At 37.1% G+C, this 16392-nt stretch carries 19 protein-coding genes; 13 read left to right on the forward strand and 6 right to left on the reverse strand.

Features of this window, described 5'->3' with window-relative positions; translation table 11 throughout:
• Positions 1-129: 129 nt before the first annotated feature.
• Positions 130-537 carry a hypothetical protein gene (locus tag MHB39_RS00250; protein ID WP_342545580.1) on the reverse strand — a complete coding sequence of 136 codons (408 nt, stop codon included), beginning with the start codon at positions 535-537 and terminating at the stop codon, positions 130-132.
• Positions 530-1336 carry an AAA family ATPase gene (locus MHB39_RS00255; protein ID WP_342545581.1) on the reverse strand — a complete coding sequence of 269 codons (807 nt, stop codon included), beginning with the start codon at positions 1334-1336 and terminating at the stop codon, positions 530-532. Before MHB39_RS00255 ends, MHB39_RS00250 begins: the two co-directional genes overlap by 8 nt.
• Positions 1337-1491: 155 nt before the next feature.
• Between MHB39_RS00255 and MHB39_RS00260 the strand changes: the two genes are divergently transcribed.
• From MHB39_RS00260 to MHB39_RS00270, 3 genes are read left to right on the forward strand one after another with little or no spacing between them, the layout of a single operon-like run.
• On the forward strand, positions 1492-1821 hold the full coding sequence (locus MHB39_RS00260; protein WP_342546956.1) for a hypothetical protein: 330 nt from the start codon (positions 1492-1494) through the stop codon (positions 1819-1821).
• Positions 1772-2089: a branched-chain amino acid transport system II carrier protein gene (locus tag MHB39_RS00265; protein ID WP_342546875.1), complete on the forward strand. Its 318-nt coding sequence runs from the start codon at positions 1772-1774 to the stop codon at positions 2087-2089. The genes MHB39_RS00260 and MHB39_RS00265 overlap by 50 nt, the downstream gene beginning before the upstream one ends.
• The gene (locus tag MHB39_RS00270) at positions 2086-3681 is read left to right on the forward strand and encodes an amidohydrolase (protein WP_342545582.1); all 1596 of its coding nucleotides are present in this window, start codon (positions 2086-2088) and stop codon (positions 3679-3681) included. The genes MHB39_RS00265 and MHB39_RS00270 overlap by 4 nt, the downstream gene beginning before the upstream one ends.
• 96 nt (positions 3682-3777) lie before the next feature.
• Here the strand turns inward: MHB39_RS00270 and tadA are convergent, their stop codons facing one another.
• Positions 3778-4293, reverse strand: coding sequence for a tRNA adenosine(34) deaminase TadA (gene tadA / locus MHB39_RS00275; protein ID WP_016995256.1), 516 nt, complete (start codon positions 4291-4293; stop codon positions 3778-3780).
• 167 nt (positions 4294-4460) lie between these two features.
• On the opposite strand from tadA, the gene MHB39_RS00280 reads away from it, so the two are divergent.
• The 10 genes from MHB39_RS00280 to MHB39_RS00325 all read left to right on the forward strand — a co-directional run bounded on the left by MHB39_RS00280 (position 4461) and on the right by MHB39_RS00325 (position 12794).
• Positions 4461-4796 carry a metalloregulator ArsR/SmtB family transcription factor gene (locus MHB39_RS00280; protein WP_016995255.1) on the forward strand — a complete coding sequence of 112 codons (336 nt, stop codon included), beginning with the start codon at positions 4461-4463 and terminating at the stop codon, positions 4794-4796.
• An 18-nt stretch (positions 4797-4814) separates the two neighbouring features.
• Complete coding sequence (locus tag MHB39_RS00285; protein ID WP_016995254.1) at positions 4815-5768, forward strand: cation diffusion facilitator family transporter; 954 nt, start codon at positions 4815-4817, stop codon at positions 5766-5768.
• 66 nt (positions 5769-5834) lie between these two features.
• On the forward strand, positions 5835-6167 hold the full coding sequence (locus tag MHB39_RS00290; RefSeq protein WP_342545583.1) for a metal-sensitive transcriptional regulator: 333 nt from the start codon (positions 5835-5837) through the stop codon (positions 6165-6167).
• 31 nt (positions 6168-6198) lie between these two features.
• Positions 6199-6405 carry a copper chaperone CopZ gene (gene copZ, locus MHB39_RS00295; protein ID WP_016995252.1) on the forward strand — a complete coding sequence of 69 codons (207 nt, stop codon included), beginning with the start codon at positions 6199-6201 and terminating at the stop codon, positions 6403-6405.
• Positions 6406-6486: 81 nt separating this feature from the next.
• A complete protein-coding gene (locus tag MHB39_RS00300) occupies positions 6487-8898 on the forward strand; it encodes a heavy metal translocating P-type ATPase (RefSeq protein ID WP_342545584.1) in 2412 nt (803 codons plus the stop codon).
• A 208-nt stretch (positions 8899-9106) separates the two neighbouring features.
• Complete coding sequence (locus MHB39_RS00305) at positions 9107-9742, forward strand: deoxynucleoside kinase (RefSeq protein ID WP_342545585.1); 636 nt, start codon at positions 9107-9109, stop codon at positions 9740-9742.
• The gene (locus tag MHB39_RS00310) at positions 9742-10410 is read left to right on the forward strand and encodes a deoxynucleoside kinase (RefSeq protein WP_048391003.1); all 669 of its coding nucleotides are present in this window, start codon (positions 9742-9744) and stop codon (positions 10408-10410) included. Before MHB39_RS00305 ends, MHB39_RS00310 begins: the two co-directional genes overlap by 1 nt.
• Positions 10411-10487: 77 nt before the next feature.
• The gene (locus MHB39_RS00315) at positions 10488-11027 is read left to right on the forward strand and encodes a TIGR00730 family Rossman fold protein (protein ID WP_255409665.1); all 540 of its coding nucleotides are present in this window, start codon (positions 10488-10490) and stop codon (positions 11025-11027) included.
• Positions 11028-11165: 138 nt separating this feature from the next.
• A complete protein-coding gene (locus tag MHB39_RS00320; RefSeq protein ID WP_016995248.1) occupies positions 11166-12074 on the forward strand; it encodes a methyl-accepting chemotaxis protein in 909 nt (302 codons plus the stop codon).
• A gap of 99 nt (positions 12075-12173) precedes the next feature.
• Entirely contained in the window at positions 12174-12794 is a 621-nt protein-coding gene (locus tag MHB39_RS00325; protein ID WP_048391009.1) for an RraA family protein, read from the forward strand.
• A 45-nt stretch (positions 12795-12839) separates the two neighbouring features.
• Here the strand turns inward: MHB39_RS00325 and MHB39_RS00330 are convergent, their stop codons facing one another.
• From MHB39_RS00330 to MHB39_RS00340, 3 genes are all read right to left on the reverse strand, one after another.
• Positions 12840-14114 (reverse strand): cation:dicarboxylase symporter family transporter, encoded by a 1275-nt coding sequence (locus tag MHB39_RS00330; protein WP_016995246.1) that lies wholly within the window; start codon positions 14112-14114, stop codon positions 12840-12842.
• Between the two features lie 92 nt (positions 14115-14206).
• A complete protein-coding gene (locus MHB39_RS00335) occupies positions 14207-15085 on the reverse strand; it encodes a response regulator (protein WP_036075176.1) in 879 nt (292 codons plus the stop codon).
• Positions 15086-16345, reverse strand: coding sequence for a sensor histidine kinase (locus tag MHB39_RS00340; protein WP_258860930.1), 1260 nt, complete (start codon positions 16343-16345; stop codon positions 15086-15088).
• Positions 16346-16392: the final 47 nt, after the last annotated feature.

Raw genomic sequence — 16392 nt, forward strand, 5'->3', positions numbered from 1 at the left:
ACTCATGTCGCTTGGTACATGCGTTAGCGTATCGGATAAAGAGAACTCGTGTCGCTTGGTACACGCGTTCTCTTTTTTGTATTAAACCTAAAATAAAGTAGAAATTCTTACTTTTTTTAGGTATTCTGTTTATTTATCCTCGTGAAATGCCTCTACCATAAATTCAAACTGGCGTTGTTGACGATTCGTCAATTCGTTTTTTACGTAACTATCAATTAGCTTTTGTAAAATCACGTATGTTTTGCCTTCATCCATAAATGAACCTAATAAATTGATTTCGCTGTGAATGACTGTCGGCACTTTTAAACTTTTCGTGCTATTTGTTTTACCGACGCCCAGCTTTTTACGTGGCTGAGCCGGTTCAATCTTTGTGACTTCTTTTCCAACAACTGTTGGTTCAACCAAGGGAGGTGGCTCGTCCTGTTTTGTAGGCGCAACGTAACCGAAGTCCATATCATTTTTTTTCACAGGAATAGAAGGCTGCATGATTGCCGGCTTTTTCTTCTTTTTAATTAATCCTCCTTTTTCATTACTCATACTTACCAGCCTCCTCAAACTGTGCTAGTTTTTCCTCTAATTCATCAATCACATCTAAGAACACTCGGTGTGCTTTACGGTCATGCATATCGTTGTCTGTAATGCCTGTTACGTCCCAAGCTTTGAGGCGTTCCAAATGCTTAATGACATTTTCCATTACGTTATCTTCACCGAACATTTCTTTTGCACGCTCAATTGTCGACATATCAACACGCCCGCCTGGACGAAGTAATACCGGCAGAACGCCAGCCACCTGAATGTCCGCATCGTAGTTGTCGGCCATGAATTGTAGATACTTAACATACGTTTCAGCACCTTCAAGCGACAGCTCTTGAGCTTGTAGGATAATTAACACGTAATCCGCAGCCATCATTGCATTATCCGAGAAGTCACTGATAGTCGGTGGAACATCAATAAAGATGTAGTCGTAGTCGTCACGAATTGGATCCAGCAGCTTCTTTAAATAAGAAACTTGATCAATCTCTTCCTTTATATTTGAATATAAAAATTTAGGGAAGTTTTTAAACGATACTTGTGCCGGAATCATATGTAGATTATCCGATACTTCAACGATACAATCTTTTAATGAACCATTTTGGAAGCCCTCAAAAATACTTGTATTAATCTCCGTTACACCTGTTGAACGTGCAATAAGTGTACTTGCATTACCTTGTGGGTCCATATCAACTAAAAGGACCTTCTTCTCGCGAGCGAAGGCTAACTCCCAGCTCGCCATTACCGAAACTTTGGTCTTGCCTACGCCACCTTTAAAGTTACCAACCACGATTGTAATTGCCATCTCTTCATCTCCTCATATATATCTTCGAACTTACTATTTAATAACTAAAGTATACTTTATAAAAAGATACTTTGCAAAAATCTTCTTTGCAAATTTCTACTTTTGTTTTTGATAAAAAAACCCAAGTGTGATATAAGTGGATAGGGAGGCTTTTTATGAATAAAGCATTAATTAATTTAGCGATTATATCTAGTATAGTATCAGTGATAATAGTATCAACAATTGATATTAGTTGGAAAGTATATGGAGCTGTTTTTTTTACACAATTAATTTTAGTAATTGTGAATTTTTCATTTTCTAAAAATAAAAATTTATTTAAAAATTTATGGATTATAAATCTTATATTTTTTATCTCTTATAATATAAGAATAAGTAGGCGCAACTATCGGCTCCTTAGGTGTAGGTGCCATCGTCGAAAATACATTGCCCATTTTCTTGGTAATTTATCCTGTCATTATTGTACTTGTGCTACTGGGGGCTTTTGATCGTTTTGTGCCAAATGCAGGAGCCTATAAAGGAACAGTACTATTTGCATTTCTAGTAAGCGTTGTTGAAACATTTGCTAGCTATGAAATTACCATACCTGGTGTGACACAGATGGTCTTACATTTACCATTGCAGTCTAGCGGATTTGCTTGGATTATACCATCTATTGTTGGCTTTATTATCGGTACTATTTTGCATAGGGTGCTGAAAGCAGAAGATCCTGAAAAATCTACTTTTGGTATGGAAGAAATAGGAGTTGAAAAATGATGAAAATTATTTGTAACGCAAAGATTTATACGGCAGATATTAATCAGCCATCTGCAACTGCCATGGTGATTGAAGACGGAAAAATACTTTGGATTGGACAACAGGATCAATTACCTCCCTATCAGGGAGAAATAATAGATGTACAAGGAAAGGTCATTATTCCTGGGATAATTGACGCTCATATGCATCCAATTATGCTAGCGGATGTTTTGGAACAAGTGGCATGCCTCCCTCCATATATTCATTCCATTGAGGACATAATTAATGCACTGGCCAAATATGATGCAAGTCAGCGTGGATGGATATTAGGCTGGGGTTATGATGAAGGAAAACTAAAAGAAAGAAGAGCGCCTTTAAAAGAGGATTTAGATCTTGCTTCCACTGAATTACCTATCATTGTTATGCGTACATGTGGTCATATTATATCGGTCAATAGCAAGGCATTAGCAATTGCAGGTATTACAAAGGATACCCCTGATCCAAAGGGTGGGCAAATCGATCGTAATGACAATGGGGAACCTACAGGCGTACTGCGTGAAAATGCACGAAATCTAGTGCTACAGCATTTACCTACACCCACTGAAGAAGAAATTGTCAACAGGCTTCTAAAGCTATCACAAACTTTGGCATCCTATGGTGTAACAAGTATTACGGAATTAATGGCCACTGTAGCACCGATTGATTATTTAAGCCTGTACCGTAAAGCCCGAGAAAAAGGCTTTAAGCAACGTGTAGCAGTTTATTATGTTTGGGAGGATATTCAACGATATGAGCTGTTAACAGCAGATAATATCGATCGTTCTGCAGGAGCCTATATTGGAGGCATCAAGCTATTTTCGGATGGCAGTGTTTCAGGCCGTACAGCACTTGTTTCTGAGCCATTTTTGGGAAGTAAAGAAAAAGGCATAGCAATGACTTCGAAAGAGGAGCTGCTAGCGGCTGCTGCGGAAGCAAAAGAATGTGGTATTCAATTAGTGGTTCATGCAATGGGGGACAGAGCCATTGATTTAATTGTCGACACATTTTATGAGGAAAAAGCTTGGTTAACAGATGCACCTTCTGTTCGTATTGAGCATGCCGCCATGCCTTCTGAAAGTGCCTTGCAAAAAGCTGCTGAATGGGGGATAGGCTTTGTGCCACAACCCATCTTCTTATTCTGCGAAATTGAGAGTTATTTAGAGAACCTGGGGCTAGAAAAAACACAGACTTTATATGGTGTACAAACATTTCTACAGAGGGGTATTGCGACAGCACTCTCTTCAGATGCGCCTGCCACATCTTGGGCAGAAGCGGCTAATCCCTTTGTTACGATACAAGCTGCTGTTACACGAAGAGCTTATGATGGAACAGATTTAGGCGCGGCAGAAAAAATCTCTGTAGAGGAGGCAATACAGCTATATACAGTTGATGCCAAGACGATGATTCGTATGGAGAACGTTGGTCAGTTAAAAGAGGGCTATGAAGCTAATTTTGTTGTACTAACAGATGATCTGATGACCCTTTCACATAACCAGCTTATGCATGTAAAACCATTCGCTACATATATCGAAGGAGAATGTGTTTTTACACAATCCACTATTCAAGCTCAATAAATTAGTTATGAAGATGCTGTCGCTGCTACGACACATTTCATATATATCGCCATTCCCTTAAATATAAAGAAGGTGTCTCATTAGGAGGCACCTTCATTAATGACCATTTACATTGTTGGAAGCTAATCGTGCTTTTTTCTCAGCCTTTTTACGGTCTCGTAATGCCTTAAAAAAGTCTGTTAAAATTTGACCACATTCCTCGGCTAAAATCCCTTCTGTTACATCACATTCATGATTAAAGCGTTCATCATTTAATAAATGGTAAAGAGAATCTACACAGCCAGCTTTTTGATCTCTTGCACCATAAACAACCCGGGGCACACGTGATTGGAGAATGGCTCCTGCACACATTGGACAAGGCTCCAATGTAACATAAAGAGTAGTATCTTCCAGTCGCCAACTTCCTATTTTTTTGCAGGCTTCTTGAATCACTAACAGCTCCGCATGTGTTGTTGCATTTTGCGTTGTTTCTCGTAAATTATGTGCACGTGCAATGATTTTTCCTTGATAAACAAGTACTGCACCAATTGGTACTTCCCCAAGTAAGGCTGCGTGTTGAGCTTCCTCTAATGCTTGTTTCATAAATAAACGATCTGCTTCAAAAATATCCACTAAATATCTCCCCTTAAAAGTAGTTTATCCTGCTTAATGAGTAATTGCTACTTTTAACTTCTTGCAGATTTCCAAAGCATTATGTATTGACATCCCTAAAATATCCCTATATATTTATATATGAACACATGATCATATATAAATATTGAAGAATGGGGTAAACTTCTATGGATGAAAAATTAAACAGTTCAGAAATGCAAAAAAATATTGATCAGCATTTAGATGAAGAGACATTATTTGTAGTATCTCAGACTTTTAAAGCCTTGAGTGATCCAACACGAATTCGTATTTTAAACTTACTTTGTTCAGATGAACATTCTGTAAATGATATTGCAGAAATTTTAGATTTAGGCCAATCAACCGTTTCCCACCAATTACGCTTTCTTAAAAATTTAAGATTGGTGAAATTTAGAAGAGAGGGAACAACCTTATATTATTCTAAGGACGATGATCACATTATGAATTTATTGAAGCAGGCCATTGAGCATGCAGCTCATAACTAAATGAAATGGGGAATAACAATGGGACATCAACACGATCATGGCCATGATCATACACATGGCGCAAATAAAAAGGTATTATTACTGTCGTTTATTATTATTACAGTGTATATGGTAGTGGAAGCCATTGGTGGCTTTTTAACAAATAGTTTGGCTCTTTTATCAGATGCAGGGCATATGTTAAGTGACTCGATCTCTTTAGGTATAGCGATGTTAGCTTTTATGTTTGGGGAAAAAGCTGCAAGCTATAGTAAAACATACGGCTATAAACGATTTGAGATTTTAGCTGCTGTATTGAATGGTATTACACTAATAGGAATAGCATTATTCATTTTCTATGAAGCGATTGAACGATTTACAAACCCACCAGAAGTAGCTACAACAGGAATGCTTATTATAAGTACAATTGGTTTGTTCGTTAATATTTTAGTTGCCTGGATTATGATGCGTGGAAGTGATACAAAGGACAATTTAAATATGCGCGGAGCCTTTTTACATGTACTAAGTGATATGCTAGGGTCTGTAGGGGCTATTGTTGCGGCATTATTAATTATGTTTTTTGGCTGGGGCTGGGCAGATCCTCTTGCTAGCGTTATTGTTGCATTATTGGTCGTACGAAGTGGCTACCATGTCACAAAAGCCTCAATCCATGTCTTAATGGAGGGGACACCTTCAAATGTAGATGTTCAGGAGATTATTCAGTTAATAGAGCAAACTGAAGGAATAGAAAGTATTCACGATTTACACATCTGGACAATTACTAGTGGAACGAATGCATTATCGTGTCATGCCGTTGTAAATGATCAATTGAAAATAGCTGAGAGTGAGCATATCTTGCGGAAAATTGAGCATAATCTTCAGCATAAGGGCATAAAGCATGTAACAATTCAATTAGAAACAGCATTACATCGACATGATGAGTCTATTTTATGTAAATTAGAAAATGACCATGAACATCATCATGATGATAAATAAATTTTTTTATGGCTTGCATACCCTTCTCGGGTATAGTATGATAATTACAAATAGGAGGTGTAGTGAATGGAGGAGACAGTAAAAGAGGATGCTTGTCATACAGAGGAAGCTACGTCTTGCCGAAAAAGTCATCACCCTGAGCGTGTGAAAAAGGATTTAACAACCCGCTTAAATCGTATTGAAGGACAGATTCGTGGTATTAAGGGAATGATTGATAAAGACGTTTACTGTGATGATATTATTACGCAACTATCTGCTACACAATCTGCATTAAATAGTGTGGCTAAAATATTATTAGAAGGTCATTTAAAGGGTTGTGTAGTGGATCGTCTATCAGAGGGCGATGAGACAGTATTAGATGAGTTAGTAGTAACAATTCAAAAGTTAATGAAAAAATAGATTGAAAACATACAAAAGGAGAGATTTTATTATGCAAAACGTAACATTAAACGTACAAGGAATGTCATGTGGTCATTGTGTAAACGCTGTGGAAAAAAGTGTCGGTGCTTTAGCTGGTGTTGAACAAGTAAAAGTAAATTTAGCAGAAGGTTTAGTTGATGTTGCATTTGATGATGCACAAGTTTCACTTGACCAAATTAAAGAAACAATTGATGATCAAGGATATGACGTAAAATAATAATTGTAGAGTGCTCCTGTAGCACTCTCTTATTTTCAAAATTATATACCCCCTGTTGGTATAAGGAGAGGTGAATGGTAAATGAGTTCTGCTAGTAAAGAAGCTAATTTGCAAATTACAGGTATGACATGTGCAGCCTGTGCCACTCGTATAGAAAAAGGTTTAAATAAAATGGATGGTGTAGAAAATGCAACAGTAAATTTAGCACTTGAAAAATCATCTATTAAATATGACCCAGCTAAACTAAGTGAAGCAGATTTTGAAAGAAAAATAGAAGCACTTGGCTATGGTGTTGTTAAACAAAAAGCTGAGCTTGATATTACAGGTATGACATGTGCAGCTTGTGCCACTCGCATTGAAAAAGGGTTAAATAAGCTAAGTGGTATTTCCTCTGCTAATGTTAACTTAGCACTGGAAAAAGCGATGATTGAGTTTAATCCTTCGGAAGTATCCATCGCAGATATCATTACAAAGGTTGAGAAGCTAGGCTATGGGGCACATCAAAAGGCAGATGAACAGGAAACTGTAGATCATCGCGAAAAAGCAATTAAACAGCAACAACATAAATTTATTTTATCGGCTATTCTTTCATTACCACTGCTTTGGACGATGGTTGGTCATTTTTCCTTTACATCATTTTTATATGTTCCAGAATTTCTAATGAATCCATGGGTCCAAATGGTATTGGCTACTCCTGTGCAATTTATAATTGGTAAGCAATTTTATGTAGGGGCATATAAAGCATTACGCAATGGTAGTGCAAATATGGATGTGCTTGTTGTAATGGGAACATCAGCGGCCTATTTCTATAGTGTCTATCAAGCGATTGTAACGATAGGATCACACCATGGTCCACATCTTTATTTTGAAACGAGTGCTGTTTTAATTACACTTATTTTATTAGGTAAATTATTTGAGGCAAAGGCAAAAGGACGCTCATCTGAAGCCATAAAAAAACTAATGGGACTCCAAGCAAAAACAGCTATCGTTGTACGTGACGGTGTAGAAAAAGAGGTCCCATTAGAAGAAGTCATCATTGGCGATGTTATTTTAGTGAAACCAGGTGAAAAAATTCCTGTAGATGGTGAGGTAATAGAGGGGACAACAGCTGTTGATGAATCGATGTTAACAGGAGAGAGTCTACCAGTTGATAAAAAGCAAGGTGATCTATTATTTGGCTCAACGATTAACAAAAATGGTTTTATTAAAATGACTGCAACAAAGGTTGGCCGAGATACAGCATTAGCACAAATTATTAAAGTGGTCGAAGATGCTCAAGGATCGAAAGCACCTATTCAACGTTTAGCAGATCAGATTTCGGGTATTTTCGTACCTATTGTTGTTGGCATAGCCATTGTCACTTTTTTAATTTGGATTATTTGGGTCCGTCCAGGTGAATTTACACCTGCTTTAGAGGTATTAATCGCAGTTCTTGTCATTGCTTGTCCATGTGCACTTGGGTTAGCAACACCGACTTCAATAATGGCAGGCTCTGGACGTGCAGCTGAGTTTGGTATTTTATTTAAAGGCGGAGAACATTTAGAGCAAACACAAGGCATAGATACAGTTGTTGTAGATAAAACAGGAACGGTGACACATGGTAAACCTGAGCTTACAGATGTTTTGTTAGCGCCAGAGCAAGATGAAGCACGCTTTTTATCCTTAATCGGCGCAGCAGAGAAGCAGTCAGAGCATCCACTAGCAGAAGCCATTGTTCAAGGAATAGAAAAACGCGGCATAGCTTTAGGTGATGTTCAATTCTTCGAAGCAATACCTGGTTATGGTGTGCAGGCAACTGTCTCAGGTCAAGGTATTGTCATTGGCACACGTAAATTAATGCAACAATATGGAATTGGTATTAATGATATTTTACCAACAATGGAGCAATTAGAACGAAACGGTAAAACAGCCATGTTAGCTGCCATCAATGGGCAATATGCGGGTTTAGTCGCTGTGGCTGATACCGTGAAAGATACATCAAAAGAAGCTATTCGTCGTTTACAGGATATGGGCATTACGGTCATTATGATGACAGGTGATAACGAACGTACTGCTCAAGCAATTGGAACAGAGGTAGGCGTGAATCATGTTATTGCCGAGGTCTTACCAGAAGGTAAAGCTGATGAAGTGAAAAAACTTCAAGCCCAAGGGAAAAAAGTGGCGATGGTAGGTGACGGTATTAATGACGCACCTGCCTTGGCAACAGCGAATATTGGGATGGCAATTGGAACAGGGACAGATGTGGCGATGGAAGCAGCAGATATTACACTTATTCGTGGAGACTTAAATAGTATCGCGGATGCCATTCTAATGAGTAGAAAAACAATGCGTAATATTAAACAAAATCTATTTTGGGCATTTGCTTATAATACATTAGGTATTCCAATTGCTGCACTCGGTCTGCTTGCGCCATGGGTAGCAGGTGCAGCGATGGCCTTTAGTTCAGTATCGGTTGTATTAAATGCACTTCGTTTACAACGAGTGAAATTATAAGAAGGTATAAAGGCATCGGGAAGTAGATTCTCGATGTCTTTTTTCTATGTCTTTTTTCTATATCATCAGGAGAATACCACAGGTAAATTTACTAGAACAATAGGTTGATTCTGTTTTTCATTTTCCTACTATGATAAAATGAAAGGTACTGATTCATTTTATGTAGGACACAATGATCGAATCCATAGAACAAAAGGAGGAGCTTCTGGTGACGGTTCCATTTGTTACGGTAGAAGGTCCGATTGGTGTTGGTAAAACCTCTTTATCGAAAGAGATAGCAGCGACATTAAATTACCATCTATTAAAAGAAATTGTAGACGAAAACCCTTTTTTAAATAAGTTTTATGAAAACATTGAGGAATGGAGTTTCCAAACGGAAATGTTCTTCCTTTGTAATCGCTATAAGCAACTAACCGATATTAAAAAATTTCGTTTAGCTCATGCCAAACCTGTTGTAGCAGACTATCATATTTTTAAAAATTTAATATTTGCGAAGCGTACATTGGCACCAACTGAATACGAGAAGTATGAAGAGATCTATAGAATTTTAACGAAAGACATGCCTGTTCCAAATGTAGTGGTTTATTTATATGCCAGCGTTGAGACATTAATGAAGCGTATCGCCATGAGAGGGCGAGAGTTTGAAAAGATGATTTCACGTGATTACATGGAGCAGCTTGTGGCCGACTATCATTCTTTTATCGAGCATTTTGAAAGCATGCATCCCGAAATTCCAGTTATTCGATTTAATGGAGATCAGCTTGATTTTGTAAAAAATCCAAATGATTTAAATCATGTTTTAAAAATAATTAAAGATACGTTACAACAAAGGAGTTTGCAATAATGAATTTAAGAGAGAAGTACGATATTCCACCACAAACGGTTATTACGATTGCAGGTACTGTTGGGGTAGGAAAATCGACGATGACAAAGGCTTTAGCAGAGGCACTGAACTTTCGTACCTCGTTCGAGAAAGTAGACACAAATCCATACCTTGATAAATTTTATGAGGACTTTGAAAAATGGAGCTTTCATTTACAGGTCTACTTTTTAGCAGAGCGTTTTAAAGAACAGAAGCGTATTTTTGAATATGGTGGAGGATTTGTACAAGATCGTTCTATTTATGAGGATACTGGCATTTTTGCTAAGATGCATTATGATAAAGGAACAATGAGTCCAACAGATTATGAGACTTATACAAATTTGTTTGATGCAATGGTGATGACACCTTATTTCCCACATCCAGATTTGCTTGTCTATCTTGAAGGACCTATTGATGCAGTTATTGGACGTATTCAAGAGCGTGGACGTACAATGGAGCAACAAACACCGAATGATTATTGGATAGAAATGCATGAACGCTATGAAAATTGGATAAATAATTTTAATTCTTGTCCAGTTCTACGTTTAGATATTAATGATTATGATTTATTAAAAAATCCTGATGCCATTGAAGCAATTGTAAGCCGTATCAGTCATATGCTAAAACAAACAAGCCATTTACGAAAATAAAAGTAAAATAAATGACCAAAAAACGTGAGACAATATATAGCCGATTGTTTCACGTTTTTTGAATAGGAGGGATTATTATAAGAATCGCAGTGTATTGCGGATCCGGTTTGGGTAAAAGTCCTATTTATGCAGAGAAAGCTGCAGAGCTTGGTACAGCACTGGCAAAAAACGGTCACGGGGTTGTCTATGGTGGTTCTAAAACAGGCCTAATGGGGAAGGTAGCCGATGCTGTTTTAGCAGCTGGAGGAGAAGTGATTGGTGTGATGCCAACACATTTACAAAAGCGTGAATTGGCCCATGCCTCATTAACAGAAATTCATATTGTAGACTCTATGCATATTCGTAAAGCTAAAATGGCCGAGTTAGCAGATGCTTTTATTGCTCTGCCAGGTGGCGCAGGGACTTTAGATGAATATTTTGAGGTATTTACTTGGGCTCAGATTGGACTTCATACAAAACCTGTCATTTTATATAATGTCCATGGATTCTATGATGCACTTCTACAGCATTTTAAAACAATGCTAGAGGAGGGCTTTATACTTGCAGAGCAAAAGAAGTTCTTACGTGTAGCGGCTACCTCTGAAGGGATTTTACGTTTATTAAAAAAACATGGATGAACATTCTCCATGTTTTTTATCTTGATGCAGCAGGTACACTAACATCTGCTGCAATTACACTGAGGCATAATTAATGTAATATAAAAGTAAAATAATTAAATTTTAAGTAAAAAATTAGTAACGGATGGGGTGTTCTTTATGCATAGTGTAGAGGCTCAAGTAACCGATGATTTAGTAGTACAGGCTATTGAACGCAATATAGCCATTATCCGCTTCGATATGGATAGAAGAGTGGCGTATGTCAATGAACTATTTGCTCAAACATTAGGCTATACAGTGCAGGAAATGCTAGGAAAACATCATAAAGACTTTTGTTTGCCTGATTTCGTTAATAGTATGGAGTACGATAAATTTTGGCGCCACCTAACGGCAGGAAACAGCTATCAGGACAAAATAGAAAGAATTGATGCTAGAGGTAATATAATTTGGCTGGAAGCGACATATATGCCTGTCTTCGCAAATAATACAAGAAAAGTAATAGGTGTATCCAAAATAGCTACCAATATCACTGAACGTCAACATGAGATAGTTAGTGTTGCCGACAAGTTGAAGGGCATGTCTAATAAGCTTTACCAGCGTTCAGAGGCGGGCATTCAAAATAGCCAAGATCTACTAGAAACCATTAAAGTGGTTTCAAAGGAATCAAATGAAAATGTAAGTAATCTTGTACAGCTTCAGAAACAAGCAGATTCTATTAAAGGGATTGTCAAAACTATACAAGAAATTGCCTCACAAACTAATTTATTGGCATTAAATGCAGCTATTGAAGCCGCTAGGGCTGGAGAATATGGTAGAGGTTTTGATGTAGTGGCGAAAGAGGTACGTAAGCTTTCTGTAAGAGTTGAACAATCTATTTCAGAAGTGAAGGATAATGTGGAGGGTATTGAGCGAGAAATTGGTCAGGTGACTGATAGTATTACAAAAATAGCAGAAAAAATAGATAAAACAAATGAACAAATTACTGTCACAGCAAATGACTTTAGTGAAATAGCATCTGCTGCTGAAGCCTTAGACGAGCAATCAAAGCAATTTATTGAAATTATTTAATTCTAATAATGACTACTATTTTCGAGATATATTGAAATAGGATATATTTTTTATTTACAATACTAGTGTAAGTCATTAATCATAATAGGGGTGTTATGTATGACAAAAGTGGAAGTAAGCTTTCAGCATTTACCAACAACAGCTATTTCAGATGCAACTGGCGGGCATACCAATGTGCGAAGTGATATTAAGCCGTTAGCAGACCATTTTAAAGTTGCTGGGCGAGCTGTAACTGTACGTTTACCAGATGGTGAAAATGGGGCAGTTTTGGAAGCGATTAGGGCTGCAAATGAAGGGGATATTTTAGTCATTGATGCAAAAGGAAATACAAACCGAGCTGTTGCTGGAGATTTTGTGATCTCCTTAGCAAAAGGGATAGGTGTACAAGGTTTTGTTGTGGATGGTGTAATCCGTGATATTGCAGCAATTCGCGAATTAAATTTCCCTGTATTTTCGTTGGGCACTACTGTAGCAGCAGGCAATAAAAATGGCGGTGGTCAAGTAAATGTACCGATCGCCATTGGAGGAGTTACGGTTCATCCTGGTGATTATATTATTGGGGATGTGGATGGTGTAATTGTTGTGCCACAGCAAGATGCTGAAAAAATTGCTGTAGCGGCAGAGGCTAAGCTTGAAAAAGATGAAAAACGCGCTCAAGAAGCACATGCCAATGGAAAAGAATCAATTATCGCTTATTTAGATAAAGTGTTAGCAAAATAAAAAAACCCTCACGATGCCATCCAACATCGTGAGGATTTTTTTAAATTACGCTAGATTTTCATTATCATTAAAGTAATTTTTCATCTTTTCTCGATCGAAACGGCCTTCCCATTTAGCCATTACTAATGACGCTAATGAGTTACCAATTACGTTAACAACTGTACGTCCCATATCAAGAATACGGTCAATACCAGCAATGAAGGCTAGTCCCTCAAGTGGAATACCTACAGTACCTAAAGTTGCTAGAAGTACTACGAATGATACGCCTGGTACACCTGCAATACCTTTTGATGTAACCATTAATACAAGCATTAACGTAATTTGTTCACCAATGCTTAAGTGAATACCGTACATTTGTGCAATAAATAATGCTGCAATGGCTTGATATAGTGTTGACCCATCTAAATTAAAGGAGTAACCGGTAGGTATAACAAAAGATACAATATCCTTTGGCGCCCCTAATTTCTCCATTTTCATCATAATACGTGGTAACACAGCTTCAGAACTTGCTGTTGAGAAGGCTAAAATTAGCTCATCTTTTAATACTTTAATTAAATAGAAGATGCTGATTCCTGCGAATTTTGCCACAAGTCCAAGAACGACAAAGATAAAGAATAGCATTGTTGCATAAACAAGAATTGCTAATTTGGCAAGCGGAACCAGTGAAGCAAACCCATATTTGGAAACGGTTACACCAATTAAACCAAATACCCCTAGTGGCGCGAATTTCATTACGAGGTTTGTTACCCAGAACATAGCATCTGCTACCCCTTGGAAGAAGTCTAAGACTGGTTTCCCTCGATCTCCTACTGCAGCAACCCCTAAACCGAAAATAACTGAGAAGAAGATAATTGCTAGCATATTACCTTCAGCCATTGACTGAATAATATTTGTTGGGACAATGCCTACAATGATATCAAATGGTCCCTCATGCTGAACTTCCTCAGTTGTTGATACATACTTCGAAATATCCCCTTGAGATAATTCATTCATGTTAAGACCTGCACCAGGTTGGAAAATGTTTGCGGAAAGTAATCCAACTACGATTGCAACTGTAGTAATAATCTCAAAGTAAATTATAGATTTCCCGCCTAATCGTCCAAGTTGCTTCATATCTCCAGTACCAGCAACACCAACGATTAATGTCGAAATAATAATCGGTACAACAATCATCTTAATAAGATGTAAAAATATATCCCCTAATGGTTGTAGATATGTCTCAATTTTGGGATTTCCGTAAAAGATACCACCAACAATGATCCCTAAAATCAAACCGATTAAAATCTGAGCGGCTAAACTGACTTTAAATTTCTTTTTCAAATCCTTTGTACCTCCCCTAATATTAAATTTTTAGGACACGCCTTACTTTAATAATACGGAGGACTTATGGAATCCGACAAAATCCGAGAAAATTAATTTACTTTTGTTAAAATGTCTGAATATAACACTTGAATAAACTTCTTAATATTTACCTTTGCTTTACGATTATCGTGATCTTCAATCTGTGTCATGAGCTGACGAATTTCTTTAAAATCAAAGTAGCGAGGGGCATAGTACTCGAATTCTGAGTTTGTGTAATCAACAACCCCTAAATTAGCGAGATTAATCATGGCAGCTAATATAGTTCGACGCACACGTTGCTCGATGGCTTTACTTTCTTTTAAAATTTCATCTGGTGTAGCCTTGGTCACAGCTGCAATTTCTTCATAAAGCTCTTTTAATGGAGGAAGGGGTGCAATCTTGTGCTGGTGAGCAAGTAATGTTTCTATAATGGCAATGATATCCTCACTACCGATTTCCCCGACAATCCCCATATCATTTAAAATAGATTGAATATGGTCTCGTGATGTAGCTTTATGAGCCTTTTGTTCACTTAACTCAATGTTTGTAAGAGATTGACGTATCACTAATAGTGAGTTTTTAAGTCGAAATTGTTCAGTTGTTTTTTTCAAAACATTCTCGACTTCAATACGATTGATTGGTTTATGAATGAAGAAATCAATTCCTTGCTCATAAGCTTCACCAACCATTTCCTTATTCACTACCTGTGAAATCATAATAAATTGTCCCTCGAACCGATTTTGCATTAGTTGTTCTACAGTTGCTATACCATCAAGCTTAGGCATTAGTAAATCAATAAGCACAAACTCTGGCTGCGTCATTAAAATTTGTGGAATAGCATCCTCACCATTGCGAGCCTCACCAATAACTGTGCCTAACCCGCTATCCTCAATAATTTGCTTTAACATAACACGACTTGCACGATCATCGTCTACAATAAAATACCTCATTTAAGTCTCTCCCGTTTGAATAGTTTGCGTAGGAATTATGATTTTAAACGTTGTGTATTGATTGTTTGATTCAACGGTTATTGAGCCTTTTAATTTTTCTACTAGTTCAGCAACATGTGAAAGCCCAATGCCAGTTGCTGCAACACCATCAACATTGAATTTAGTGGTGTATCCAGGTTCAAAAATAACAGAAATATCTGCTTGTGAAATCCCTTGTCCATTATCACATACTGTTATTACAGTATTATCTTCTTGGCGCTCAATAGCAATAGAAATGATCCCCTGCTCTTTAATAGCCTCAACAGCATTGGCTGATAAATTATTTAATAGAGCAAGGAGGGCAATATGATCTTTTGTTTGAAAATCGAAGTCTATACATGTATTAAATTGTATTTCCTTCCCAAGTAATTCCGCATATTTCCTATTACCTTCTTCAATATAATGCAATAATTCAGATAATACAAAAGGGCCAAAGCTCTTTTCACCAACAATCTTTGAAATACCAGCATATATCCGTTGAGAATCCTTTTTCACTTCATGGATTTCCTGGGCAATATGAAGCGCTTGTAAACTTTCTGCTCGAAAACCTAGAGCCTTTAGTTGTCGATATAATTCATAACCACTACCTGTAATCGTTTCAATATGATTCATTGATTTTTTTAAATATAGTGTCTCAACATAGAGGTCAGATCCAATATTAAGCATTTCTTGTACCCGCTTTTTTTGTTCAGCAATCAAAATCGAGCTGTAAATCCCTACTACAAAAAAGCTACGTAATAATGCTACCGCTAATAGGATCAAGAGATCATGAAGAAATAAAAAATTATACGTTTGGACAAAAAAGCGGAAAATCTGTTCCGCTAAATTACTAATGACCTCACTAAAGGCAACGAGTAAACCAAGTTTTAATGGTTTTTCTCTGTATTGTTGAATATTTAAAATTTGCAGGCATAGTGCAAACAATACATAAAATAAACCGGCTGGTAAATGGTTAAATATACTCTCAGAAATCGGAACATCATGTAATGCCGAATTAAAAACCCGAAAAATAGTTGTCACAATACTGGTAGCTACACCAGCTAAAATAATTGGTGTAGGTTTAATTAATGTACATAAAAAGAAGACAATTGTTCCTAAACCAAAACGAAAAGTTGTATTCGCAAAAGGCATAATTTTTATTTCACTACCAATTGCAGTCATAACAGCAATTATGAATATCCAAGTAAGGGAAGCACGCGTCATAAGTAATTTCGATTGCAATTCAACAACCTCCCATCATTGATATAATAAAAAATACCACAACCGAG

This window comes from Lysinibacillus sp. FSL K6-4013 (assembly GCF_038630435.1).
In the GTDB taxonomy this organism is placed as follows: domain Bacteria; phylum Bacillota; class Bacilli; order Bacillales_A; family Planococcaceae; genus Lysinibacillus; species Lysinibacillus boronitolerans.